General features: G+C 36.3%; 20 protein-coding genes. 13 read left to right on the top strand and 7 right to left on the bottom strand.

The window, feature by feature from the left end; genetic code table 11:
- Positions 1-60 precede the first annotated feature (60 nt).
- Positions 61-1056, bottom strand: coding sequence for a phytase (locus tag G9C87_RS17220; RefSeq protein ID WP_317168572.1), 996 nt, complete (start codon positions 1054-1056; stop codon positions 61-63).
- Positions 1057-1100: 44 nt separating this feature from the next.
- The gene (locus tag G9C87_RS17215; protein WP_172283392.1) at positions 1101-3911 is read right to left on the bottom strand and encodes a TonB-dependent receptor; all 2811 of its coding nucleotides are present in this window, start codon (positions 3909-3911) and stop codon (positions 1101-1103) included.
- Between the two features lie 349 nt (positions 3912-4260).
- On the opposite strand from G9C87_RS17215, the gene G9C87_RS17210 reads away from it, so the two are divergent.
- The gene (locus G9C87_RS17210; protein ID WP_172283390.1) at positions 4261-6903 is read left to right on the top strand and encodes a glycoside hydrolase family 2 TIM barrel-domain containing protein; all 2643 of its coding nucleotides are present in this window, start codon (positions 4261-4263) and stop codon (positions 6901-6903) included.
- Between the two features lie 120 nt (positions 6904-7023).
- Positions 7024-8346 (top strand): serine hydrolase domain-containing protein, encoded by a 1323-nt coding sequence (locus G9C87_RS17205; RefSeq protein ID WP_172283388.1) that lies wholly within the window; start codon positions 7024-7026, stop codon positions 8344-8346.
- Between the two features lie 47 nt (positions 8347-8393).
- On the opposite strand, the gene G9C87_RS17200 is transcribed toward G9C87_RS17205, so the two are convergent.
- The gene (locus G9C87_RS17200) at positions 8394-8828 is read right to left on the bottom strand and encodes an organic hydroperoxide resistance protein (RefSeq protein WP_172283386.1); all 435 of its coding nucleotides are present in this window, start codon (positions 8826-8828) and stop codon (positions 8394-8396) included.
- Positions 8829-9184: 356 nt separating this feature from the next.
- Between G9C87_RS17200 and G9C87_RS17195 the strand changes: the two genes are divergently transcribed.
- Positions 9185-10465: an epoxide hydrolase family protein gene (locus G9C87_RS17195; RefSeq protein ID WP_172283384.1), complete on the top strand. Its 1281-nt coding sequence runs from the start codon at positions 9185-9187 to the stop codon at positions 10463-10465.
- Between the two features lie 74 nt (positions 10466-10539).
- Here the strand turns inward: G9C87_RS17195 and G9C87_RS17190 are convergent, their stop codons facing one another.
- Both G9C87_RS17190 and G9C87_RS17185 read right to left on the bottom strand, forming a co-directional pair.
- Entirely contained in the window at positions 10540-10944 is a 405-nt protein-coding gene (locus tag G9C87_RS17190) for a hypothetical protein (protein WP_172283382.1), read from the bottom strand.
- Positions 10945-11102: 158 nt separating this feature from the next.
- On the bottom strand, positions 11103-12302 hold the full coding sequence (locus G9C87_RS17185; RefSeq protein WP_172283380.1) for an MFS transporter: 1200 nt from the start codon (positions 12300-12302) through the stop codon (positions 11103-11105).
- Positions 12303-12665: 363 nt separating this feature from the next.
- On the opposite strand from G9C87_RS17185, the gene G9C87_RS17180 reads away from it, so the two are divergent.
- Positions 12666-14243, top strand: coding sequence for a Na+/H+ antiporter (locus G9C87_RS17180; RefSeq protein ID WP_172283378.1), 1578 nt, complete (start codon positions 12666-12668; stop codon positions 14241-14243).
- Here G9C87_RS17180 and G9C87_RS17175 read toward each other — a convergent pair whose 3' ends face one another.
- Complete coding sequence (locus G9C87_RS17175) at positions 14244-14579, bottom strand: hypothetical protein (protein ID WP_172283376.1); 336 nt, start codon at positions 14577-14579, stop codon at positions 14244-14246.
- A gap of 566 nt (positions 14580-15145) precedes the next feature.
- Here G9C87_RS17175 and G9C87_RS17170 point away from each other — a divergent pair.
- The gene (locus G9C87_RS17170; protein ID WP_228457038.1) at positions 15146-15355 is read left to right on the top strand and encodes a hypothetical protein; all 210 of its coding nucleotides are present in this window, start codon (positions 15146-15148) and stop codon (positions 15353-15355) included.
- Between the two features lie 150 nt (positions 15356-15505).
- Here the strand turns inward: G9C87_RS17170 and G9C87_RS17165 are convergent, their stop codons facing one another.
- The gene (locus tag G9C87_RS17165; protein WP_172283374.1) at positions 15506-16153 is read right to left on the bottom strand and encodes a DUF1349 domain-containing protein; all 648 of its coding nucleotides are present in this window, start codon (positions 16151-16153) and stop codon (positions 15506-15508) included.
- 106 nt (positions 16154-16259) lie between these two features.
- Between G9C87_RS17165 and G9C87_RS17160 the strand changes: the two genes are divergently transcribed.
- The 8 genes from G9C87_RS17160 to G9C87_RS17125 all read left to right on the top strand — a co-directional run bounded on the left by G9C87_RS17160 (position 16260) and on the right by G9C87_RS17125 (position 23760).
- The gene (locus tag G9C87_RS17160; protein WP_172283372.1) at positions 16260-17012 is read left to right on the top strand and encodes a response regulator transcription factor; all 753 of its coding nucleotides are present in this window, start codon (positions 16260-16262) and stop codon (positions 17010-17012) included.
- Between the two features lie 93 nt (positions 17013-17105).
- Positions 17106-17501, top strand: coding sequence for a helix-turn-helix domain-containing protein (locus G9C87_RS17155; protein WP_172283371.1), 396 nt, complete (start codon positions 17106-17108; stop codon positions 17499-17501).
- A 59-nt stretch (positions 17502-17560) separates the two neighbouring features.
- Positions 17561-18316, top strand: a complete 756-nt coding sequence (locus G9C87_RS17150) for an SDR family oxidoreductase (RefSeq protein ID WP_172283370.1) — start codon at positions 17561-17563, stop codon at positions 18314-18316.
- A gap of 251 nt (positions 18317-18567) precedes the next feature.
- Complete coding sequence (locus G9C87_RS17145; protein ID WP_172283369.1) at positions 18568-19824, top strand: aminotransferase class I/II-fold pyridoxal phosphate-dependent enzyme; 1257 nt, start codon at positions 18568-18570, stop codon at positions 19822-19824.
- 8 nt (positions 19825-19832) lie between these two features.
- Positions 19833-20471 carry a TetR/AcrR family transcriptional regulator gene (locus tag G9C87_RS17140; protein ID WP_172283368.1) on the top strand — a complete coding sequence of 213 codons (639 nt, stop codon included), beginning with the start codon at positions 19833-19835 and terminating at the stop codon, positions 20469-20471.
- 92 nt (positions 20472-20563) lie between these two features.
- Positions 20564-21649 (top strand): DNA polymerase III subunit gamma/tau, encoded by a 1086-nt coding sequence (gene dnaX, locus G9C87_RS17135; protein WP_172283367.1) that lies wholly within the window; start codon positions 20564-20566, stop codon positions 21647-21649.
- 281 nt (positions 21650-21930) lie between these two features.
- The gene (locus G9C87_RS17130) at positions 21931-22266 is read left to right on the top strand and encodes a hypothetical protein (RefSeq protein WP_172283366.1); all 336 of its coding nucleotides are present in this window, start codon (positions 21931-21933) and stop codon (positions 22264-22266) included.
- Between the two features lie 414 nt (positions 22267-22680).
- Complete coding sequence (locus G9C87_RS17125; protein ID WP_172283365.1) at positions 22681-23760, top strand: chorismate mutase; 1080 nt, start codon at positions 22681-22683, stop codon at positions 23758-23760.
- Positions 23761-23931 lie beyond the last annotated feature (171 nt).

Genomic DNA, 23931 nt, shown 5'->3' with positions numbered 1-23931 from the left:
GATTTCAACCGTGGTATTTCAATGATGAATATATTTTACATCAGTTATCCATACTGAAAATCAGTTCTTCATCTGGCTTTTAATTCTATCTTCAATCGTTCTCCAGTCATACAGATGAAAAACCTTTCCGTTGCTCATTGCTACAAACATCCCTTTTGGAAACTTTGGACCAAGGTTTACGTTTGTAACCTCCGAACCATCGCTTTCACTGGTTGAAACCGGAATTTCTGCAATCTTTCCTTTTGACGGATTTTCCCTCATATAGACGTTGAAAGTATCTTTTTGCTGGTTGGAAACAAGGATATATCCATTCTTTGAAGAAGTAGGGTAGATGGAAATTCCTTCCACATCAGATGTGAAATCACCCTTTCCGAAAACCAGAAGTTCCTCATTTCCTTTAGATGGATCTGCATAATACTGATGCACCCCGAATTGTTCATCAGAATAATAAATATATCCTGCTTCATCATCCACCGCAATGCTTTCTATTTCTTTCAAGCCACTGTATTTTCCAAACTTCCGTACAACCTCGCCCGTAATTTTCCCTTCTTTTTCGGTTAATTTATATTGCCACAAATAGCCATCTGCTGGTCCGGATTTTCTTCCGACAACAGCAAAAAAATCGCCTGTTTCAGGGTTTTTATAAAGAGAAATTCCCATGGGGGATCGTTCTTTTTCACCATCAAAAACAGGGAATGCACCAACTTCCTTTAATTCAGGAAGAGAATAAAGTCTAACTGTATTCGTTTCCCTTTCTGTAACGGCAGCAAAATCTATTGTATTTCCGTGTAAATAAAATCCATATTCGAGATCTACATTATTCGGACGTTTTAAGCCCGTAACTTTGTTAATGATCTTTCCATTCAGGTCGAAAGCATACAGCCCGCCATTGGTATCCTTATCGGTACCTATGATAATACTTTTTGAAGCATCTTCCGGATTGATCCAGATAGCCGGGTCATCGGTATCATAACCGACCTGTTCTGTAATAACAGTTGGTTCTATTTTTTTTCCCAATTCATTTTGTCCTGCACAATTAATGAGCAAAGGTAACATGATGAGAGCAACACGTGTATTTATCTTTATCATTCTGTATAACATTAAAAATCAAACTTTACACCCATCGTAAACCGGGGCCTGTAATATTCTACCTGAGCTGTTCTGCTTTGAATTCCCTGATAGTACCTTAACGGCTGATTCGTTAAATTATTGGCTTCAGCAAATACTCTCAGCTGGCTGGTAATTTTGAATGAGGCATTTGCGTCAAGGAACAACTGCTTGTCATAATAGCGGTCATCGAACGAATTTCCACCCAGTTCATCAATATAAGAAGATGCATAATTCATAGAAACCCTTGCTGAAAAACGTTTATTTTCCCACGACAGAGATCCGTTGAACATGTGGGGAGCTGCTCCCGGTAATCCTACATCTGTTCTTTCCACACCTTCTTCGTTGGTAATTCCTTTGGCTTTGGATTTAGTATAGGTGTAATTAACATATACTCCAAGACCCTTCCAGAATGCCCCCGGAATAAAGTCCAGCTGTCTCTGTAAAGCGACCTCAAAACCATAGATGTCTACATTATCTCCATTTCTTTGTTGCGTAAATCTCCAGTTACTCTCCCCGTCAGGAATAGGATTGGTCTGACCTGTAAAATCTTGTGAAAAATCCGCCGCTGTATAGTTTTTTCTGGAATAGGTATAAATAAAGTCTTTCAGGTTTTTATAAAAGACACCTCCTGAAAGAATCCCCACTGATTTAAAGTACTTTTCTGCCATGAAATCGAAATTATACGCATACGTTGCTTTAAGATTTGGATTTCCTGCGGATATCAGCTCATCTGCCGAAATAACGTTTAAGAAAGGTACGAGTGCATAATAATTAGGACGTGCCAAGGCCGTAGTAAAAGCAGCCCGGAGAAAAAGATTCTGTTCCGGAACATATTTGAAGGAAATATTAGGTAAAATATTAGTGTATGTGTTTTTATTATTGATCTTTCCTACAAGATTTTCTTCATCCATTACATAGTTTCCTGTATAATCAATTGTGGTCGTTTCAAGACGCGCACCGGCAATCATAGAGAATTTGTCACTGAGATCCTGATCCCATCGGATATATCCGGCATATATATGCTCTTTTGCACGGTAGTTACTGGAAAGGAATTCTTCCGGCTTAAGTTCTCCTTTAAATAGATTGGGATTGAACAGATCCAGTCCTCCCATGTACGACGTACTTACAAAAGTCCCCGGAACATAATTACCCGGCTGAAAGTTATAACCATCAAAATAGGTAGTTGGAACCGTTAAAAGACTTCCCAAACTGTTAAGCGGTTCAAAAGCATAATAATCATTTTCTCTTTCTTTTTGTTTTATACGTAAACGCGCTCCCACACGTAATCTTCCTTTCTGATCCTCAATCACAGAAAGTGGGAAACGTAGATTTACTTTTGCTCCGAATTCCTTTTCCTGGGTGAAACTGTTGGAATCAGAAAGATCACTTAATTTATAACTCCCGAGATTATCTGCTGTTGCAGGATTGATCATTGGTCTTTCCGGATCACTGAGGTCACTCAGGAAATTTACGTTTTTACGTTCAAACTCAATATGTCGTTCATGAGGCTTTTTTTCACTGGCGGTAGCATAATTCATAGACCAGTCCAGATCAATTTTGGAACCCAGGAGATGTTCTCCTCTTAATGCATAGTTCTGAACTTTCTGTTTTTCAAGACGCGTATTATCGTTAGCAGCATCTCCACCTTTATCTTGTCTCGTAATACTTCCGCTCCATCCTGTGATTTCAGTTTCATCCGTATTATACACAGGTTTTATTTTGTAGCCCAAAGCATATCTGTTTTCCTTATCATTCCTGAAATTATACATTGCAGAAGCATAAATTTTGTTTTTCGAATTGAATTCATAATCCATATTCAGGTCAAAACTATGTCGTATACGATGTTCATTATAATAACGAACTCCCATTTTACTGACATAGGCTGTCTTTGCAATATCTTCGGAAAGGCTCCAGGTGGGTTCTATATTATCCGATCCGAAATTGTTATTATTATAGGAAAAACTAAAAACGGCACCCAGTTTCTTATTCAGAAAGCGGTTTCCATATACGAAGCCTGCGGTATAATTTCCCTTTTCACGAATCGGATTGTATCCGCCTGCTAATGTTGCGGAAATTCTTTGCCCGTTAGGTGAAGCTCTTGTAATAAGATTTACAGATCCACCTATTGCATCCGCATCCATATCCGGCGTCAATGTTTTGTTGACTTCAATTGTTGCAATCATATCGGACGGAATCAGATCCATTTGAACATTTCTGTTATCACCTTCTGCAGATGGGATACGGTCACCGTTTAAAGTCACCGAATTTAGATTGGGAGCGAGCCCTCGGATGATAAGATTTCTTGCTTCCCCCTGGTCATTCTGTATCGTAATTCCAGGAACTCTTTTCAAAGCATCCCCAATATTGGCATCAGGAAAACGCCCAATCTGGTCAGAAGAGATTACATTGGTAATATTGGCATTATTCTTTTGTTTATTCAGGGCTCTGGCCTGGTTCCGTAAAGTGGCCCCGGTTACCACAACCTCTTTAATCTGGGTTTCTTTTCTGGTAAAAATGATGTTTTGTCTAGTGTTTTTATCTGTTTCCACCACAATGTTGTATTCATTACTGCCATATCCCATATAATCTACCTTCATTGTATAATTTCCCGCAGGAACATTCAGGAAAACAAAATTTCCATGCTCATCCGATGTCGTATAAATGTTTCCAGGTGCAAGGGAGATCTTTGCTCCCGGTAATGTAATTTTCGAATCATCATTGATATTTCCGGAAACGGTCCCGGATTGTGCATAAAAATAGATGGATGTACACAATAGAACAGACGTTAAAATTTTCTTCACTTTAGTATATTAATTCTCAGTGTAAAAATAGGTTCTAAAGCTTGGAACGGGCTGAAATTAAGATGAACGTTGCTTTAATAAATTATTAATAATATGTAAGTTTTATGTTTAAATTTTAATGTAATTATAAATAAATAAAGTTGTTTTTTAATTAAATGAATAGGACTTGAACTAAAAGCATCTGGAATGTCTTACAATGAAATATAAGAATGGTTTTTATATTAAAATGTGAATTAACTAAAAGAAAGAAAAAAAACTAAAGCACGATAATTTCTATTAAATTTGTATTTGTCTCTATTTGAGACAATAATTACATTGTAACAAATACTTATTTCCAAAATCCCGAAGTATGACCTATTCGATAAGAAATCTGATTATAATATTCCTGTCATTAATTCCGTTTGTGTCTTTTTCACAAAGGATCAAGCAAAGTATTAATACTTCCTGGCAATTTCACAGAGGAGCTGAAAAAGATGATAATAAAAAAGGATATTGGGAGCAGGTAAATATTCCCCATACATGGAATGCTGAAGATGTTATGGATGATGAACCAGGGTACTATCGGGGAATAGGATGGTACCAGAAAGAATTGTACATTCCTGAGGGTTGGAAGGATAAAAACATATACCTCTATTTTGAAGGGGCCAGCCAGGTTGCAGAAGTATTTGTAAATGGTAAAAGGGTGGGGGTACATCGAGGATCTTATCTTGCATTTAGTTTCAATATTACCAGCCTTTTAAACGAAGGAAAAAATACAATCAGGGTAAAAGTGGATAACAGCCATGATCCTGATATTCCCCCGCTTGGAGGAGATTTTAGCGTATATGGTGGTATTTACCGGGATGTCTATCTCATTGCAGCAGACAAGAACCATTTCGATATGGATAATTATGCAAGTAGCGGTGTATTTATTTCTACTCCTTCCGTAAGTGAAGAATCTGCCAGTGTTCAGATCAGGGGGAAAGTTTCTGTCAGCAAAAAGGTTAAAATTACAACAACGATTTATGATAAAGAAGGCAAAGAGGTCGCCGTTTCTGAAACGGATCCGGATAAGGATGGAAGCTTTACGGTTCAGGTAAAAAACATCAAAAAACCAAATTTATGGAGTCCTGAAAATCCTTACCTGTATAAAGTTGTGAATGTATTGAGAGATGCAAAAAATGAGATCGTATATGACGAGGTGGTCAATCCTTTAGGCTTTAGATGGTATCATTTCGATGCTGAAAAAGGATTTTACCTGAACGGTAAACCCTATAAAATTATGGGAGCGAGCAGGCATCAGGATTTTAAAGGCATAGGATCTGCTCTTTCCGACGCCTTGCATATCAATGATGTGCAATGGCTGAAGGATATGGGTGGAAATTTTTTAAGGGTTTCTCATTATCCCCAGGATCCTGCTGTTATGGAAGCATGTGATCGCCTTGGAATATTAACTGCTGTGGAAACGCCGGGTAACAATCAGATCACCGAAAGTGAAGGCTACACTCATAATATGCTCGATATGCAACGTGAAATGATACGGCAGAATTATAATCATCCCAGTGTAATTATATGGAGCTATATGAATGAAGTTCTTATTCAGCCCTTGTATAAGGACAAAACACCGGAAAGAGAAAAGTATTGGAAAAATCTTCATGAGCTTGCTCTGAAAATGGAAAATCTCTGCCAGGATGAAGATAAGGAAAGATATACTATGATTGCATTTCACGGAGATTTCGATTTGTACAAAAAAGTTGGACTTATCGATATACCTAAAATCGCGGGATGGAATTTATATCAGGGATGGTATGGAGGGAAATTCGGAGACTTTGAAACTTTTGTTTTAAAGCATCATAAAGAATTTCCTTTAAAACCTTTGATTATTTCCGAGTTCGGAGCAGATTCAGATTACCGGCTTCACAGTTTCAGCCCTGTGATTTTTGATAAAACCCAGGGATATGCTAATCTTTATCATGAATCCTATCTTAAGATCATTAAAAAATACCCCTTCATTGCAGGTGCCATTGTATGGAATCTTGCAGAGTTTGGAAACGAAAGCCGTCAGGAAGCCGTTCCTCATATTAACAACAAAGGATTACTTACGACGGACCGAAAACCAAAAGACAGCTATTTCATATACAAAGCAGCATTGGCTCAACAGCCTTTTGTGAAAATTGGAGGCTCGGACTGGTTGTACCGGGCACAGCAGGCGGACCCCGGAATTAATACAGAAGCCACTCAACCGGTAACAGTGTATAGCAATCAGAAAGAAGTGAAGCTTTGGAATAACGGACAATTGATTGGCATACAAAATGTGAAAGACGGGAAAGCTGTCTTTGCATGCAGTTTTAAAAATGGACTTAACACCCTCAAAGCTGTTACGGACAGAGGTGACGAAGATCTTATAGCCATTGATTTTCATGTAATTGCCAATCAGTTGAAAAATACGGAAAATACATTTACAACTTTAAATGTAAGTTTGGGAGATCAGAGAATGTTTGAAGATGAAGTAACGAAAGAAAGCTGGGTGCCTGAGCAGGAGTATAAACCGGGAAGCTGGGGATATGTAGGCGGAAAAGTGTATCGGGAAGATGAAAAAAGTGAAAAGTACGGTTCAAGAAGAAATATACTGGGAACTGCTTATGATGCAATGTATGAAACACAGCGTGTTGGTCTGAAAAGCTTTAAAGCTGATGTCCCTGACGGACTTTACGAAATTACACTGCACTTTGCGGAGCTCCTTACCCCTACGGAACAGGAAAAGCTGGTGTATAACCTTGAAAGCAATACCCGGTCAGAAAATAAGTTGGGAAATACCCGGAAATTTGATGTTTCCCTGAATGGTTTTATTTTTCTTGAAAATCTTTCAGACGATAATCATCTTGCTCCTATTACAGCATACAGTACAAAAACTACCGTTTTGGTAAATAGAGGACAGGGAATAACAGTTGGTTTTATTCCTCATGAAGGCGAAGCCATTTTAAATGGAATACAGCTTAGGAAGATATTTTAGTATCAAAATAGAGGATTTGGATAAGGCTGGGTACAGGTAAAAAAAATAAACTTATTACTATATTTTTCTAACTTTAAATCGGATTATTCGTAAAGCCTTACCACCAAAAAACCAATAATTATGAAATATCAATTTTCGCTGATGCTTTTTTTACTGTTCTTTTCACTGGGTTTTAGCCAGGAAGGTTCGCAGCTAAATGTAGGTGTGGAAAATACTACAATAAAAAAGGAAGCAGATGAATATTTTTCATCTCTTACAGCTCTAAGGCAGTTTAATGGAAATGTTATAATTGCAAAAAATGGAGTGGTGCTTCTCAATAAAACATACAATTTACAAAACGGACCTAAGGATATGCTGATCAATAGAAACAGTACATTTATTATTGCTTCTGTTTCAAAGGTTTTTGTAAAATATGGAATCCTGAAATTGGTAGAACAGAACAAAATATCGCTTAACGATCATTTGTCAAAGTTTTTGTCTGGTTTTCCGGAAGGAGAAAAAATCACCATCCACCATCTTATGCAGCATCAGTCTGGCTTACCAAGGGAAATTACAGATTATGAAAAGTTTGATAAATTATCCGGCGACCAGATCATTGAATTGGCTAAAAAGGAAAAACTTTTATTTGAACCCGGATCCCAGACATTATACTCCAATATTGGATTTTTATTATTGCATAACATTATTAACAAAGTAGCTTCTGAGGGTTATCTAAAATTCATAAAAAAAGAAATATTTGACCCTATTGGTCTTCACAATACCAATGAATATAATGGTAAGAGTCCGATTAAAAATTTTGTGAATGGATTTGATATAGAAGATGGGAAAATAATTAAAGCTTCTGCAAAGGAACTCGATCGGTTTGAAACCGGCAATTACGCCTCAACGATTGATGATCTTTTCCATTTCTCCCAAGAAGGTTTTAATGGTAAACATCTTCAAAAAGATCTTATTAAAGAATTGTTTGACGAAAATGATGTATTGGCACAAGCTGGCGGCAGACCTGGATACCGGGCTTATTTTTATAAAAACCGGAAAACCGGATTTGATTTCATTTTTCTAAGCAACTACACCGGAGTTCCTTTTCAACAGGTGACACAAGATATCGTGAAGATATTTGAAGGAAAAGCATACCATGTTCCTCGAGCAATAAAAAGACAAAAGATTAGTCTATCTGAAAATGTAATGAAGCGGTATGAAGGAAAATACATTCTCGAAATCGACCAATCTCAATATTTAGTCATTACCATTAAGGAGGGAAAATTGTACATTACTAACAAAGATGGCGAGACCTCAGAAGGTGTCCCTGATTCTGAATTTACATTCTTTTTTGATCCTGCCTCAAATGACGGACTGATATTTACCTTAAACAAAGATACAGGAGTTTATGAGCTCGAGATGATATCGGATGGATTACATCTTAAAACTAAAAGGGTAAATTGATTAAATTCTAAAAAAATCCACAACTTCAATATTGTGGATTTTCTTTTTTAAACAAGGGTAGTACTTACCTTGATATTGCCGTGTATTGCCTTGGAATAGGGGCAGGTCTGATGAGCGAGTTCTGTTAATTGCCGTGCAATCTCTCTTTCCAAACCAGGAAGACTAACGGAAAGCCGGGCCTGTAAAAGGAAGTCTTCCCCATTCATTCCCAGATCTACTTCGGCATCCACATAAGTCTCAGAAGGAATAAGTACTCCCAATTTTTTGGCAGCAAGACCTAAAGCTCCGATATAGCAGGCAGACCAGCCTGCAGCAAATAACTGTTCCGGATTTGTCCCCGCCATTTTTGATCCCGGAGGAGATAACAACAGATCCAGATTTCCATCATCACTTTTAGCGTTGCCTTGTCGTCCTCCCGTAGTTTTTGTTTTTGCAGTATAGAGTACTTTTTCTATTTCTGCTGTTTTTTGATCATTGTTCATGAGTGTAAATTTTAGTTAATAATTGTTGAAATACTTTGCAAAGAAAGTCTGAATCTTCTTCGGTTACCAGCTTCATAAGGGTGAAACAGACATTTTGGAGGATGAGGCGGGCAAATAGGATCAGGGATATTTTCAGGGGTTTTAGGAAGAACAATTTTGAAGGATATACTATGATTAGAGCTGAAAATAATGATCAGAATAAGTACTCAAAAAGCAGGTGTAGATTTTAAGTTTTGAAATGACCGGTTTATCGTTCGTTTAGTCTTATTGGACCTGATGATGATTGATCTGCGACAAGCAGCACAATACATTTGCCGAAAAAATAATTAAAAAATCAACTTCTTAAAATCAAAACAATGGAAACAAAAGCAAACAATTTAAAAACGACTATTACTGCAGGTGTATTTATGTTATTATCAGCAACATCTTTTGCACAGAATACAACAAAAGAAACTGAAACCATCCGCCCTTACCATGTACGTATTCCCGAAGCTGCCATCAAAGAACTTCGCCAGCGGATCAATGCGACCAGATGGCCAGGTAAAGAGACGGTAACAGACCAGTCACAAGGAGTGAGACTAAACCAGATTCAGGATCTTGTAAAATACTGGGGAAATAGTTATGACTGGCATAAGGCGGAAAATAAACTAAATGCCTATCCACAGTATATAACTAAAATAGATGGGTTGGATATTCATTTCATTCATGTACGGTCGAAATATAAAAATGCAATGCCTTTGATTATTACGCATGGCTGGCCAGGGTCTGTATTTGAAGAATTAAAAGCCATTGAACCTCTTACAGATCCTGTAAAATATGGTGGAAAAGCTGAAGATGCTTTTGATGTAATAATTCCTTCTATGCCTGGTTACGGGTTTTCAGAAAAACCTAAAACAACAGGTTGGGGTGTTGAAAGGATAGGCAAAAGCTGGGATGTTCTGATGAAACGTCTGGGTTATCATCATTATGTAGCCCAGGGAGGAGATTGGGGTGCGGTTATTGCCGATGCGATGGGCCGTCAGGCTCCGGAAGGGCTTCTGGGAATCCATGTCAATATGCCTGCAACTGTGCCTGCAGAAATAGCTGATATTCTAAAAGCGGGAGGCCCGGCACCTGAAAGTCTGTCAGAAAAAGAAAAAGCAGCTTTTGCCTCATTGAATAAATTATATACCCGCGGCGGTGGTTATGCTGCAATGATGGTAACACGTCCTCAGACACTTGGTTATGGACTAACAGATTCACCTGCAGGACTAGCCTCTTTTTTCCTGGATAAATTCAATGAATGGACATACAGTGGTGGAAATGCTGAAAAATCCCTGACGAAAGATGAGATGCTTGATGATATCAGTTTATATTGGTTCACGGATACCGCTGTTTCATCTGCACAACTATACTGGGAAAATAATAATAACAATTTTAATGTCGTAGAGCAGAAAACAAGAGACATCAAAGTGGCTGTAGCCATTACTGTATTTCCCGGAGAAATTTATCAGGCTCCCAAAACATGGGCAGAAAAGGCATATCCTAACCTGATGTATTTTAATGAAGTTACAAAAGGAGGACACTTTGCATCCTGGGAAGAGCCCCAGATTTTTGCACAGGAACTCCGGTCGGCATTTAAGCCTTTAAGAAAATAAATGGGATAAAACAGAAACAAAAAAATCCACAGCTTCAGAAAGCTGTGGATTTATATATAGTTGTTATGTTTACATTATTGGTGATATTGCATTCGTGTAAAGGCCTCTTTTCCGAAAAGGCATGAAAAAATATTCTGAAACTCATGAATGTATCTGCACCGGATTGAGTTGCCGTAAATCTTTAAACCTTCTACGATTTTTTTGGGGCTCAGATCGATGTCATATTTAATAAACTCTTCCGGTCGCTCATACCGGATGCGTTGTTCAGAACTGTATGTTCTTGAAAAACCGAATTCTTCCAGCCATTCTTCAGTGATCTGGATTGGATTGATGGCATCAGCCGGGGCAGAGATACTTTGGATATCATTTTCAATTTTTACAAAATAATCTTTTGCATTATTTTGGAAGATCTCTGTGATTGTGAAAATTTGATTTTTGTACTCAACTAAATTTCTAATCTTTAAGTCTGCAACGTTCATAATATTTAGTGTTAAGGAGGTTATTAAAAATGATGTGTGTTAATAAATAGAGTTGCAAATACTATGCCTGACAGAATATATTTTATTTAAATATATGTTAATGTATTAGGCTAATATTTATGGATTATAAAATATTACTTGAAATAAATGATTTTTACTTACGATACTTTGTGGATATTGTTAAATTTTAAGGATGCAAGCAGAAAGGCTGTAAGTATAGCTACAATAAGGAATATGATAAAATAACTCCACGAAGTGCCGTGTAGTAAATAACCGGTGCCACTCCCTAGAATACTGGAACCAAAATAATAAAATAGCCAATACATAGAAGTTGCAGAAGATTTTCCTTCTTTTGCACGGAGCGCTGTCATTTGGCTCGCCATAGTATGGGCCGCAAAAAAAGAAAGTGTAAATAATCCGAGTCCGAAAATAACAATGTAGATATTTTCCGAAAGAAGAAGGATAACGCCGGCAATCATAAATAATATTGATCCTTTCAGAATATTCTTCTGTTCCGTTCTCTTTGATAAACGGCTGGTAATCATCGTTCCGAACACTCCGAATGTATACATCAAAAATATAAATGCAATATAAAAATGATTGAGCGAGAATGGAGCGGCTTCCAAACGGAATGTAAGATAATTATATACACTTACAAAAGCTCCCATCAACAGCGCCGCAACAAAATACAACCTTAGCATATAAGAGTCTGTAAGGAATCTCTTCATCTGTTTTATTTTAAGGTGATAATCTACTTTTTGCGGATTGAAAAATTTTGATCCGGGAAAAAGCCTCCAGAATAGTAAGCCCAGGATCAGGCTCTCGATGCCTATGATCAGGACTGCTTTCTGCCAACCCCATTCTCCTGAAAGAAGTGTCGCCAATATTCTTCCGCTCATTCCTCCTATTGTATTCCCGCTAAGATACATACTGATAGCCAGGCCAACCACAGATGTATGGACCTCCTCGGTGAGATAGGCCAGAGCTACCGCGGACACACCGGAAATCACAAAACCTTTTAGAATGCCAATGAATATCAATACGGTAAGACTTGGAATCCATGCAGAAATAATAGTGAGAATAGCTGAAGACATAAGGGAAAATGCCATTAATCCCTTTCTTGAATAGCTGTCTGCATTAAAAGCAAAGAAAAAAAGGCCTGCTGCCATTCCTATTGTAGAAGAAGAAACGAGCAAAGAGCTGTCTCCTACGGTCGTATGGAAATGATCTGCTACCAAAGGAAGCAATGGTTGGAAAAGATAAAGTTGGGCAAATACAGATAATCCGGAAAGAAAAATACATAATTTAATGTAATGAAAACGTTTGCTTTTTCTTTCTGCTTTTTCAGATAAGTTCATGGGATACATATTCCTTTACTTCATAACCATAAAGGATTATACAAATTTCCAGATAAATTTTCAATTTGAAAAACGTTTATTTTTGATAATATAAATCGTTATAAGCGATCATGAAAAATATATTCTTTACACTCTGATTAAAAAAGCTCTTTTTTAAATTTGAATATCTTCTAAATAATATCAACGGACCAAGGAATTCTTATCATCAACAGTGATTTCTGTTTTACGGTTTTAAAAGCGATGAAATAGAAACAAATGTTAGGTTTTTTAAGGAATGACCTCTTGTAAACGTTTTATAAATTCAATTTTTTTTTGGATTAAAAGTCAGCAAATCATTATCATTGTATTTCTAAACATGATAAAATGATTGAAAATTTCCCCTTTTATCTGTCACTTATTGTTGCTATCGTATTACTTATAATGCTGGCCAATAAAATAAAGGTGGCTTATCCTGTTCTTTTGGTAATTGCAGGATTACTGATTAGTTTTATTCCCGGTATTCCCGCCATAAAGGTGGATCCGGAACTTATCTTTATCATTTTTCTTCCACCCTTGCTTTATGAGGCAGCCTGGTCTATTTCCTGGAAGGAATTATGGAAATGGCGGCGCATTATCGGAAGTTTTGCCTTCGTTGTTGTTTTTCTTACTGCAATTTCCGTCGCTTTTGTAGCGAATTATTTCATACCCGGATTTTCTTTGGCATTAGGGTTTTTGCTGGGAGGAATTGTTTCTCCGCCGGATGCTGTAAGTGCAGGTGCCATTCTTAAATTTGTGAAAGTTCCCAAAAGGATGTCATCAATCCTGGAAGGAGAGAGCCTTTTAAACGATGCTTCTTCTCTTATTATATTACGTTTTGCAATGGTAGCTGTAGCTACCGGGCAATTTGTATGGCATGAAGCGGCGTTAAGCTTTTCCTGGATGGTTGTAGGAGGACTCGGAATCGGCCTGGTCATAGGATGGATTTTCATGGAGTGCCATAAATATCTGCCTACAGATGCCAACATGGATACCATTCTTACAATTGTGGCTCCTTACATCATGTACATCTGTGCTGAAGAAGTGCACAGTTCCGGTGTACTTGCGGTAGTGAGCGGCGGCCTGCTACTCTCTAATCACAGGCATCGTGTATTAAGTGCTTCATCACGTTTACGGGGAATCAATGTTTGGGAAAGTTTCGCCTTTGTATTAAACGGTTTGGTGTTTGTGCTGATCGGATTAGACCTTCCTGAAATTACTTCAGGACTGGAAGGAGTAAGTCTTTCTGCAGCAATAGGATATGGCCTTTTAATAACGGGTGTGTTGATAGTTGTCAGGATTTTGTCTGCTTACGGAGCCGTGATCATTACTCTTATTGCCAGAAATTATATTACGGTAGCGGATAAGAGAAGCCCCGGATTCAAAGCTCCATTAATCATGGGATGGACGGGAATGCGTGGGGTAGTTTCTTTAGCAGCAGCACTTTCAATACCTATTAAGTTATACCCTGGTGGTCCTGATTTTCCTCAGCGGAACCTGATTTTATTTATTACTTTCATTGTTATATTGACCACATTACTGCTTCAGGGCCTGACCCTGCCTTTTATAATCAGAAAAGTAAATATACCCTCCTTTAATGATCATCTTCCGGATGAAGAAGCCGATGAACAGATTAAAAGAGAAATGGCTCAATATACGCTTGCACATATCACGAATAATTATGGAGAAATGTTGAAGACAAGCCCTTTCTTACAGAACATACATGACAAGTGGCAGGGAAAAATAGGAGATGATGCTCAGATCAGGATTTCTCCGGAAGTTAAATCTGCATACATGGATATCCTAAACCAACAACGGACCTGGCTGGTAGATCAGAATCATGGTGACCGCTATGATGAAGACATTATCAGAAAGCATCTGATGAGAATTGATCTTGAAGAAGAAAGAATAAGATATACCCATTAATCAATCTATGTTCAATGAGGAAAGAAGCCTCTGCAAATATTCGTTTTCCTTTAATACCTTTTGATAGGACTGCCTCGCGTAAGAAGGTGAAAGCTTATACACTTCCGTGATGGTGTGAAACTCTTCGGTTTCAATATCTTGATTGAGGTGAACGGAGTAATCGCTAATATATTTATCAATAATTCTTTTCTTCATTTCACATAAAGTACAATTCCTTATTTTCTGCAGAGAATTTAATATAAGAGATTTATCTCCATGGAAATTAATGATATTTTTCACAAATGATAAATTATGCTTATCCTGCAATTGGTAGTGGGATTCATCTTCAAAAATCATAATCTGGCAATAGTTTTTAATTTGTTTAGAATTTTTTAAACCAATTTTATCATTTGTATTTAAATTTTTCACTTCAAAAACCTGACCAAAATATATAAATAATGATGGAAAAAGTTTTTTCAGAATTTTTTATATGATTGTTTGTGGTTGATTACCGGTTTCCAATAAAATCTATAGCTAATGTAGAATTATTTCTACGTATTGTGACTTTTTATTCTATGCAATTTATTTTAATAAAAAGTAAGGGAGTCTTATTTTTGTTACACTGCTTTTATAATCCCGATAAGGTTCATTTTAGAAGGATAATCTTTATAAATTATAGAGCATAACAATATTTAACATACTTTTAAGTACAAGTGTTTAAGGCTGGAAACCTCTTGAAGAGATTTTCAGCCTTATCTTTTATTTAATGAAGCAAAGTTTTTGATTAAATATATTCATGTAGATTGTGTTAGTTTAATATATATTTAATCAATTGCATACTAATTATTTATATGGATTTTTAAGAAGGAAGTAAGCTTATATTTTTGGTCTCTTTTTTGATGCTAATCAGCAAACACAAAACAATGATGAAAGAAAAATTTAAGCATTTGCTTGGAAAAACACGTCGTGAAATAGTAGAAGAAATAGGTGATGGTTTTAATTTTCCGCATAATGAAATCTGGACCTATGAGGTAGGGAAAACCTGGATTGGAAGAAAAATTATTTTGTCAATCAGGTTCAAGAACAAGAAGGCTTCCGAGATCGCTTTTTATAAAAGCTTTAAAAAATGTTAAACATATATTTAGTTTAGTTCCTAATTGCTACCATATATTTTCTGAAATTTATTGAAAAAATGAAACTGAAATATCAATATGTCAATGAAAAACCTCCCAAAAATGGGAGGTATTAAAAAATTGACTGTATATTGAAATGTAACTCAATCGTTATTGATGATTGTCAAGCCATTGTAAACGTCGTTCATCGGGTAAATGCTTAACTTTAAAATTTTCGAAAACAGCATTAAATCCTGCTCCGTCAGGACATGCAGCCATTAACCCGACCATTACCGGAGTATTGTCCTGTAGATGGGCGTTACGCATCATGATGTAATTTTTATCGTCGAAAGAATAAAATACTTCTACTGCATCCAGTCTCCTTACTGCCTTTATCCATATTGCTGAAGGGATTTTATCCAGGGTAATGACACTCCAGTCGCTCGTCGTATGAGTAACGACCGTACTTAGATTATACTTTCCGTCTACAAATTCGATCCCTGCTTTGATGTAGTTTTCTTTATCCACCCTCAGCATCAAACCCATCTGATCAAATCTGGCCTTGTAGTTTCCGTTTATTTTTACTTTAGCTTCAAATTCACCACCATAAGTGGTATAATAAAAAGGCGCATCATCTACTGTAAAGCCGTAATGAGAGATTCTCCAATAATCACTTTGCGGAGTTACAAACATAGACAATGTATTGCCCTTAATCTCCCATTTTTCAGGTTCATTAAACCACATCATTTTTTCTAATGTCTGGGCGAAAGTTGTATTGATGAACAATAGGGTGCAAAAACTTAAAATGATTCTCCTCATGACGCAAAATATCTTTTCATATCAATATATAACTGAATGTAAATTATTAATTTAGCAAAAGTAAAACTTAACAATAGTATCATCAATACTGATAAATAACCATTTTATGAAGATTGTAGAAACATTGAATGAAACATTGCTGATTAAAGAGATAAATAAAAGCAATGAATGTTTATTGGATATTGATGTATATAAAAACATAGCTCGAGTGTATACCCAAATGGAAAACACCATTTCTGTATTAAGTGATATGCAGGAAAACAGAAGCTACGTTTATAAATCCGATACTGCCCTGGAACTTGGATTGGAAAGGGAGATAGAGCCACTAATCATAGATTCCATCTGGGAAGAGGAAATCCTGAAGAGAATACATCCTGATGATAAGGTTAAAAAATACATTCATGAACTGAGATTTTTCAAGCTGATGGATTCTTTTAAACCGGAAGAAAGAACCCATCATAACGTTTTATCCAGAATAAGGATGAAAGACAAGAATGGGGAATATGTCTTTGTGCAGCACCGTATGTTTTATTTCTATTCTCCTTACAATAACAAACTGAGATTTGCTCTCTGTCTTTATAGTATCGCTATTGATCAGTCTATACTTTTACCTCCGGACTTTCTGATCATTAATTCAATAAAGGGGAAGATTGTTGCGGAGGATAAACTCATTTACAGAAACATTTTATCGCAGAGAGAAATGGAAATTTTAAAATATGTAGGAGAGGGTTTTACCAGTAAGGAAATTGCAGACTTACTTTTTATTAGTGTAAATACAGTAAGCCGTCACAGGCAAAATATCCTTGAAAAGCTGAAAGTAAAAAATTCAATACAGGCATTCAATGACAGCTTTCATTGATTAATGAAGGCTAATCTTCCGAAAAGTTCACCATAAACTTGCGTAATATCTTTTTAAATTGGTATTTTTAGTAAAACACATAACGATACTTATATGAAAAAAAACGTAAGAAATTTGAAGAGGGGAGAAGAAATCACCAATAGTTATATGGTATTCTTAGATAGGCATATTCAGGATGTTATTTCCGGCAATGTATCTGAATTTATGGAAGTGAATGAGATTGCGGACAGCCTGGCTGTTTCTCACACCCACCTTACAGATACGGTAAAGAAAGAAACCGGGAACCATCCTTGTTATTTTTATGATACTAAAATCGTAGAGCAGATACAGGTAATGCTTGCACAAAGCGATTTTTCAATTGCTGAAATAGCCAGGATATTTACTTATGATCCCTCCAACTTTTCAAAATTTTTTAAAAAGTTTACAGGAATTACACCTGGAGAATACAGAAAAAGAACAAAGACAAAAGTTCCAAAAAGTTCACCATAAAAAAACTATTCCTAATGCTCACATTTGTAAGACATAACTAATTAAAAAGAAACATAATTATGTCAAAAAATGATTTAAAAGGAAAAGTGGTTTTAATTGCCGGAGGAGGAAAAAATCTTGGTGGATTATTAAGCAGAGATTTTGCCTCAAAAGGAGCAAAGCTTGCTATTCACTATAACAGTGAAAGTTCAAAAGCAGAAAGTGAAAAGACTTTAAATGAAGTTAAAGCGTTGGGAGCAGAAGCTTTTCTGTTTCAAGGGGATCTTACAAAAGTTGAAAACATCACTAGATTATTCGACGAAACGATAAAAACTTTCGGTGGAATTGACATTGCGATCAATACTGTAGGTATGGTTCTTAAGAAGCCTTTTGTGGAAACGACAGAAGCAGAATATGATTCTATGTTTAACATCAACTCCAAAGTGGCATATTTCTTTATTCAGGAAGCTGGAAAGAAATTAAATGATCACGGGAAAATATGTACGATCGTTACATCATTGCTGGCTGCTTATACCGGATTGTATTCCACATATGCAGGAGCAAAAGCCCCGGTAGAACACTTTACCAGAATGGCTTCCAAAGAATTTGGTGATCGTGGTATTTCTGTAACTGCTGTTGCACCGGGACCAATGGATACTCCGTTCTTTTATGGACAGGAAAGTGATGATGCTGTTAATTATCATAAATCTGCTTCTGCTTTAGGTGGGCTAACAGATATAAAAGATATTGCACCTCTTGTAGAGTTTTTGGTAAGTGACGGATGGTGGATTACGGGTCAGACCATATTTGCAAACGGAGGATACACAACAAGGTAGATCTCTTATTCAACCGATAAAAAAGGTGATTGTTTTATGCAATCACCTTTTTCTTTTTCTTCAGTATGGCTCTGTATTTAGCCTATAAATGTTATAATTAATTATTATAAATGGATTTTGTTGTAAAATTATTTGATTTTTAAGTGGTAAGATCGAAATATGGTATTTATAATAAATTTTCGATGAAAATTAAAATCAAGAAGAGTGAATTATTTATATATTTGCCTGCTAAACAACTAATAATATAAAGGATGAGTATCGATTTTACAACAGCGACATTTAAGGATTTTGAGAATATTCCTGATTATGATATCGCTCAGAGGGCAGAATATTTTTACGAATTCCTGGATCATATGAAAACCAGGGGACACATGAATTATAGACTGAAAAATACTTCAGCAGCCGATGCAGTGTTAAATATCAGTATTGCAGATCGCAATAAGGAGTATGTAAGTTTTGTATCAAGTGATTATTTAGGGTTTACACAACACCCGAAAGTAAAGCAGGCAGCTATTGAAGGAATTGAAAAATATGGTACGGGTACAGGAGCCTCACCGCTTATTGGGGGGTACTTTGATTATCATAATATTTTGGAAAAAAAAATCTCTGCCTTTTTTGGGAGGAATGAAGACGAAGTAGTCTTGTTTACTACCGGATATGCAGCTAATAGTGCGACTTTGCAGATTTTAATGCAGAAGGAAGATATTGCTATACTGGACATGGGAGTGCATGCAAGCGTACATGAAGGATGTGCTTTTACCAATAAAAAAACATTTCCTCACAATAATTTGGAAGCTTTGGAACATATTTTGAAGATGTCTGAGAGTATGTACCGTACAAAGCTCGTTATCATTGACGGAGTCTACTCTCAGGAGGGTGATACTTCACGGGCCAAGGAAATATATGATCTTGTGAAAAAATACAATGCCTATCTTATGATAGATGATGCCCATGGTGTTGGAGTTTTGGGAAAAACAGGAAGAGGAGCTTTAGAGGATGACGGTTTATTGGATAAAGTGGATTTTATAACAGGAACTTCGAGTAAGACTTTCGGTAACCTGGGAGGATATGTTATTGCAAATAAAAAAATAGCATCATTCCTAAAGTTTCAGTCGAGACAACATATATTCTCTGTTACAGCGCCACCTTCTTCCGCCGGAATAGTAAAAGCGATTGATCTTGTTGACGAAGAACCCATTTGGAAAGATAAACTGTGGGAAAATATCAATTATCTAAAAACAGGTCTTAATGATCTGGGATTGGATACAGGAATTACCTGTTCTGCTATTATCCCGGTAAAGATTGGAGATCAAAATAAAATGTGGGATATCGGTAGAATATTAATCGAAAACGGAGTTTACACGAATCCTATCATGTATCCGGCCGTAGCGAGAAAAGATGCCCGTATCCGGATGACGGTAACAGCGCGACATGAAAAAGAACATTTAGATAAAACGCTTAATGTCTTTGATGATATTAATAAAAAAATGCATATTGCGAAAAAATAATAATAATTATGCCTAGAAAAGTGGTGCAAGGTCCTATAAGGGACAAAGAAAAAACAAAACAGAAACTGCTTGCTGCAGTGGGTAAAATTCTGAGAGTAAAAGGTTATGCCGGACTGAAAGTAAGTAAAATTGCAGCGGTTGCCGGTTTTGATAAAAAACTTATCTATGAATACTTTGGCAGTACAGATAAGCTTATTGACGAATATATTAAATCTCAGGATTATTGGAGTAAATTCAGCCCGAATATTGAGGAGGAAGTACAGGTTGGAAAAGGTAAAGAAGCCCTTACTCAAGGAATTCTTATGCAATTCGAGAGTCTGAAGAAAAATAAAGAATTACAGAAAATCATTCTGTGGGAACTTTCTGAAAGTAAGCCTATCCTTAAAAATATCTTAAAGCAAAGAGAAGATGTTGGGGCTAATTTATTTGAAAATGTTACAGACCCATATTTCGGAGAAGATGCAACAAGTTTTAGAGCTTTATTGGCTTTAATTGTAGCTGGTGTTTACTATCTTAATCTTTTCCCGGCCTATAACGGAACCGAATTTTGTGGTCTTGATATGAGAACGACTGAAGGAAGAGCCGAGATTGAAAAGGTAATTGTGGAGTTAATAGATAATGCCTACAAGAAAAAAGCTGCTCAGTAAAAATTTTCCTGTTTGATGTGAGATATATTTTTTGTGGATAATTTGAAGACTTTTGACTTTCAAATTAGAACTATATTTCTTATTTTTGACCAATGGAAAATTTTATCGTATCTGCAAGAAAATACCGCCCGCAAGAGTTTGACACTGTTGTTGGACAATCCCATATTACAGATACTTTAGAACATGCAATTGAAGAGAACCAGTTAGCACAGGCTCTACTATTTTGTGGGCCTCGTGGTGTTGGTAAGACAACCTGTGCCAGAATTCTGGCCAGAAAGATCAACGAAAAGGATGGTTCCGTTTCAGAAGACGGTTTTGCTTATAATATTTATGAGCTCGATGCTGCCTCAAACAACTCAGTGGATGATATTCGGGAACTGATCGACCAGGTTCGTTTTGCACCGCAGGTTGGTCAGTATAAGGTATACATTATTGATGAGGTGCATATGCTGTCTTCTGCAGCCTTCAATGCTTTTCTTAAAACACTGGAAGAGCCGCCCGCTCACGCAATTTTTATTCTTGCAACAACGGAAAAACATAAGATCATTCCTACGATTTTATCCCGTTGCCAGATATATGATTTCAAAAGGATCGTTATTGAGGATATTCAGGGGCATTTAAGAAATATAGCCCAGAAAGAAAATATCCAATATGAAGATGATGCTTTATATCTTATTGCGCAGAAAGCAGACGGTGCATTAAGGGATGCCCTTTCGATTTTCGACAGGCTTTCTACATTCTCCCAGAAAAATATTACATTGGCTAAAGCTGCTGAAGTACTTAATATTCTTGATTACGATCAGTATCTCAATATTCTGGACCTGGCTAAAGACAATAAGATTCCTGAAACCCTTTCCGCATTCAATGAAATTGTAAAAAAAGGTTTTGATCCGCATATTTTTATCGCAGGACTTGGAAACCATTGTAGGGACCTCATGATGGCTCAAAATGCTTCAACGATAGATTTAATTGAGGTTGGAGAGAAAACAAAAACTAAATTTGTAGAGCAAAGCCAGAAATGGAATGTTCAGCAATTGATTGATGCCATAGAAATCTGCAACCATGCAGACATCAACTATAAAAATTCCAAAAACCCGAGACTTACTGTAGAAATTGCATTAATGCAATTATGTTCATTGACTGCCCAGGCAGACGTTGCTAAAAAAAAAAGTTTATAATACTAGCTCCGCTTCTTAGTGAGAAACAGGAAATAAAACTTCCCAAACAGGAAAAATCAGAGCCCGTAAAACAGGACAGCATTGAAAAACCTTCGACTCCCATAGGTCATCAGGCTGAACCCACGATAAGAAAAACATCCAAACCTTTATCAAAAGGTATTTCTTCAGGATTCAGCATTAATTCTTTTTTAAATAAAGAGGAAAAGGAAGAAAAGGAAGAAGCTGTTGTTACTAAAGCTGATAATCTTCCGCAGCATCATTTTACCGAAACGGATTTGTTAATGGAATGGAATTTATTTTTAAAACAAATCCAATTCAAACAAGCAGTAGTTTTCAATGCTATAAAATCTTTTAAACTGGTTAAAATTGATGAGACAACAGTACAGGTTTTATATCCTTCGGACTCAGCAAAAGCTGAATTTGATAAAATAAGTGGAGAATTTTTCAATCATTTTAAAAGAAAAGTACTTAATTATTCAATTGAAATTGATTATAAAAAAGACGTTCAAAACCTTAAGATAGAGGTGGTTACGAAGAAAAAAATATTCGAAAAGTTCGTTGAGAAAAATCCTTTATTAAAAGATCTTGATGATTTAATGAAGTTTGATTTGACATAATTTTATATCTTTGTCAAATCTTTTTGTTCAAAATGGATTTTTGACAAAAACAAATGATTTAATTGTAAAGCTAAAGAATAGACAATTACAGAATAAAGTGGAAAAATTATTAGTCCCATCTCTGTCTACTTTAAACCTTTTTGGTTTTATACCCGCTGATTATTTTAGCGGTTATTTTAGCTTTTCGGCTACTTATTATAGAAATTTTAGAAGTTATTACCGATTTTACTGGTACTACTAATTAAATTTCTTTCCAAAAAATAGGAATTAACGGATCTTCTCTCATTAATTCCTCATCCCAATAAAAAATTTTTAAACGGCATTTTTTGAAAAGAATTATAAAGAAACTTTATAAGGGAAGAACCGTTTGTGCATTATAATAAATTAAAAATAAGATAAAAATAAATTAACAGAATGAATTTAAAAGATTTAAAAAACGATTGGATTAATGAGTTTTCACAGCCATTAATGATTGCCGGGCCATGCAGTGCTGAAAGTGAGGCTCAGATGTTGGAAACTGCGAGAAGGATAAAAGAAACCAATGCGCAGGTGCCTGTTTTCAGGGCAGGTATCTGGAAACCACGTACAAAACCCAATGGATTTGAGGGAGTTGGAGTTATTGGATTAAACTGGTTGAAAAAAGTAAAAGAAGAATACGGCTTCAAAACAGCTACCGAGGTAGCCAACGCACATCATGTTTTTGCCGCTTTGGAAGCAGATGTGGATATTCTTTGGATCGGAGCCCGTTCTACTGTGAATCCATTCACCGTTCAGGAAATTGCAATGGCTTTAAGAGGAACGGATAAACCTGTATTGGTTAAAAATCCTGTAAATCCGGATCTGGCATTATGGATCGGAGCTTTGGAAAGACTTGTAGGGCAGGGGATTCACAATCTGGGAGCTATACACAGAGGTTTCTCTACATACCAGAAAACAAAATATAGAAACAATCCGAACTGGCAGATTGCTCTGGATTTCAAAAGCCAGTTCCCGAATATTCCGATGCTGATTGATCCTTCCCATATTTGCGGAAACAGAACTGGATTGGCAGATATCACCCAGGAGGCAATGAACGTAGGGTACCAGGGAGCTATCATTGAAAGTCACTGTAATCCAGATGAAGCATGGAGCGATGCTTCACAGCAGATTACACCGGAAGTTTTAGCTGAACTTATTGGTAATCTAAAAATGAGAAATGCAGGATTAGCAGGATTTGACGGTGAAATGGGAAGACACAGAACGTTGATTTCTGATCTCGATTTTCAGTTAATTGAGCTTCTTTCCCAAAGGATGAAAATCTCTGAGAAAATTGGTAAGCTTAAAAAAGAGAATGATATCGCTATTTTCCAGCCGGAGCGTTGGAAAGTGATTACCGAATATGCTACTCAAAAAGCAAAAGAAACAGGAATGTCACAGGATTTTATTGAAAAGGTTTTCAAAGCGATACATGAAGAGTCGATTGAAGTACAGAACAATATTATGATTGAGAAATAACAATTATAAAATAATAATTAACGGATTCAGGGCTTAAGAATCAGACGTGCACGAAACAAACTTCGTTACGAAACTGAATCTTAAGTCCTGAATTTTTTAATATTGATCTTATGATGAAATCGGAAAATATATTTTCTCATTTTCAAAAGCCTTATAGTCTTACTTTAGCTT

Origin of the sequence: Chryseobacterium sp. LAM-KRS1 (assembly GCF_013184525.1) — a bacterium.
Taxonomy (GTDB): domain Bacteria; phylum Bacteroidota; class Bacteroidia; order Flavobacteriales; family Weeksellaceae; genus Chryseobacterium; species Chryseobacterium proteolyticum.
This window is presented reverse-complemented; position numbering and strand designations above follow the sequence as displayed.

What these genes read in the sequence shown, in the direction of transcription:
- G9C87_RS17220 (WP_317168572.1), bottom strand. Translation starts at nt 1,056, where the DNA reads ATGTTACCTTTGCTCATTAATTGTGCAGGACAAAATGAATTGGGAAAA.
- G9C87_RS17210 (WP_172283390.1), top strand. Translation starts at nt 4,261, where the DNA reads ATGACCTATTCGATAAGAAATCTGATTATAATATTCCTGTCATTAATT.
- G9C87_RS17205 (WP_172283388.1), top strand. Translation starts at nt 7,024, where the DNA reads ATGAAATATCAATTTTCGCTGATGCTTTTTTTACTGTTCTTTTCACTG.
- G9C87_RS17200 (WP_172283386.1), bottom strand. Translation starts at nt 8,828, where the DNA reads ATGAACAATGATCAAAAAACAGCAGAAATAGAAAAAGTACTCTATACT.
- G9C87_RS17195 (WP_172283384.1), top strand. Translation starts at nt 9,185, where the DNA reads ATGGAAACAAAAGCAAACAATTTAAAAACGACTATTACTGCAGGTGTA.
- G9C87_RS17190 (WP_172283382.1), bottom strand. Translation starts at nt 10,944, where the DNA reads ATGAACGTTGCAGACTTAAAGATTAGAAATTTAGTTGAGTACAAAAAT.
- G9C87_RS17185 (WP_172283380.1), bottom strand. Translation starts at nt 12,302, where the DNA reads ATGAACTTATCTGAAAAAGCAGAAAGAAAAAGCAAACGTTTTCATTAC.
- G9C87_RS17180 (WP_172283378.1), top strand. Translation starts at nt 12,666, where the DNA reads ATGATTGAAAATTTCCCCTTTTATCTGTCACTTATTGTTGCTATCGTA.
- G9C87_RS17175 (WP_172283376.1), bottom strand. Translation starts at nt 14,579, where the DNA reads ATGATTTTTGAAGATGAATCCCACTACCAATTGCAGGATAAGCATAAT.
- G9C87_RS17170 (WP_228457038.1), top strand. Translation starts at nt 15,146, where the DNA reads ATGATGAAAGAAAAATTTAAGCATTTGCTTGGAAAAACACGTCGTGAA.
- G9C87_RS17165 (WP_172283374.1), bottom strand. Translation starts at nt 16,153, where the DNA reads ATGAGGAGAATCATTTTAAGTTTTTGCACCCTATTGTTCATCAATACA.
- G9C87_RS17160 (WP_172283372.1), top strand. Translation starts at nt 16,260, where the DNA reads ATGAAGATTGTAGAAACATTGAATGAAACATTGCTGATTAAAGAGATA.
- G9C87_RS17155 (WP_172283371.1), top strand. Translation starts at nt 17,106, where the DNA reads ATGAAAAAAAACGTAAGAAATTTGAAGAGGGGAGAAGAAATCACCAAT.
- G9C87_RS17150 (WP_172283370.1), top strand. Translation starts at nt 17,561, where the DNA reads ATGTCAAAAAATGATTTAAAAGGAAAAGTGGTTTTAATTGCCGGAGGA.
- G9C87_RS17145 (WP_172283369.1), top strand. Translation starts at nt 18,568, where the DNA reads ATGAGTATCGATTTTACAACAGCGACATTTAAGGATTTTGAGAATATT.
- G9C87_RS17140 (WP_172283368.1), top strand. Translation starts at nt 19,833, where the DNA reads ATGCCTAGAAAAGTGGTGCAAGGTCCTATAAGGGACAAAGAAAAAACA.
- dnaX (WP_172283367.1), top strand. Translation starts at nt 20,564, where the DNA reads ATGGAAAATTTTATCGTATCTGCAAGAAAATACCGCCCGCAAGAGTTT.
- G9C87_RS17130 (WP_172283366.1), top strand. Translation starts at nt 21,931, where the DNA reads ATGGAATGGAATTTATTTTTAAAACAAATCCAATTCAAACAAGCAGTA.
- G9C87_RS17125 (WP_172283365.1), top strand. Translation starts at nt 22,681, where the DNA reads ATGAATTTAAAAGATTTAAAAAACGATTGGATTAATGAGTTTTCACAG.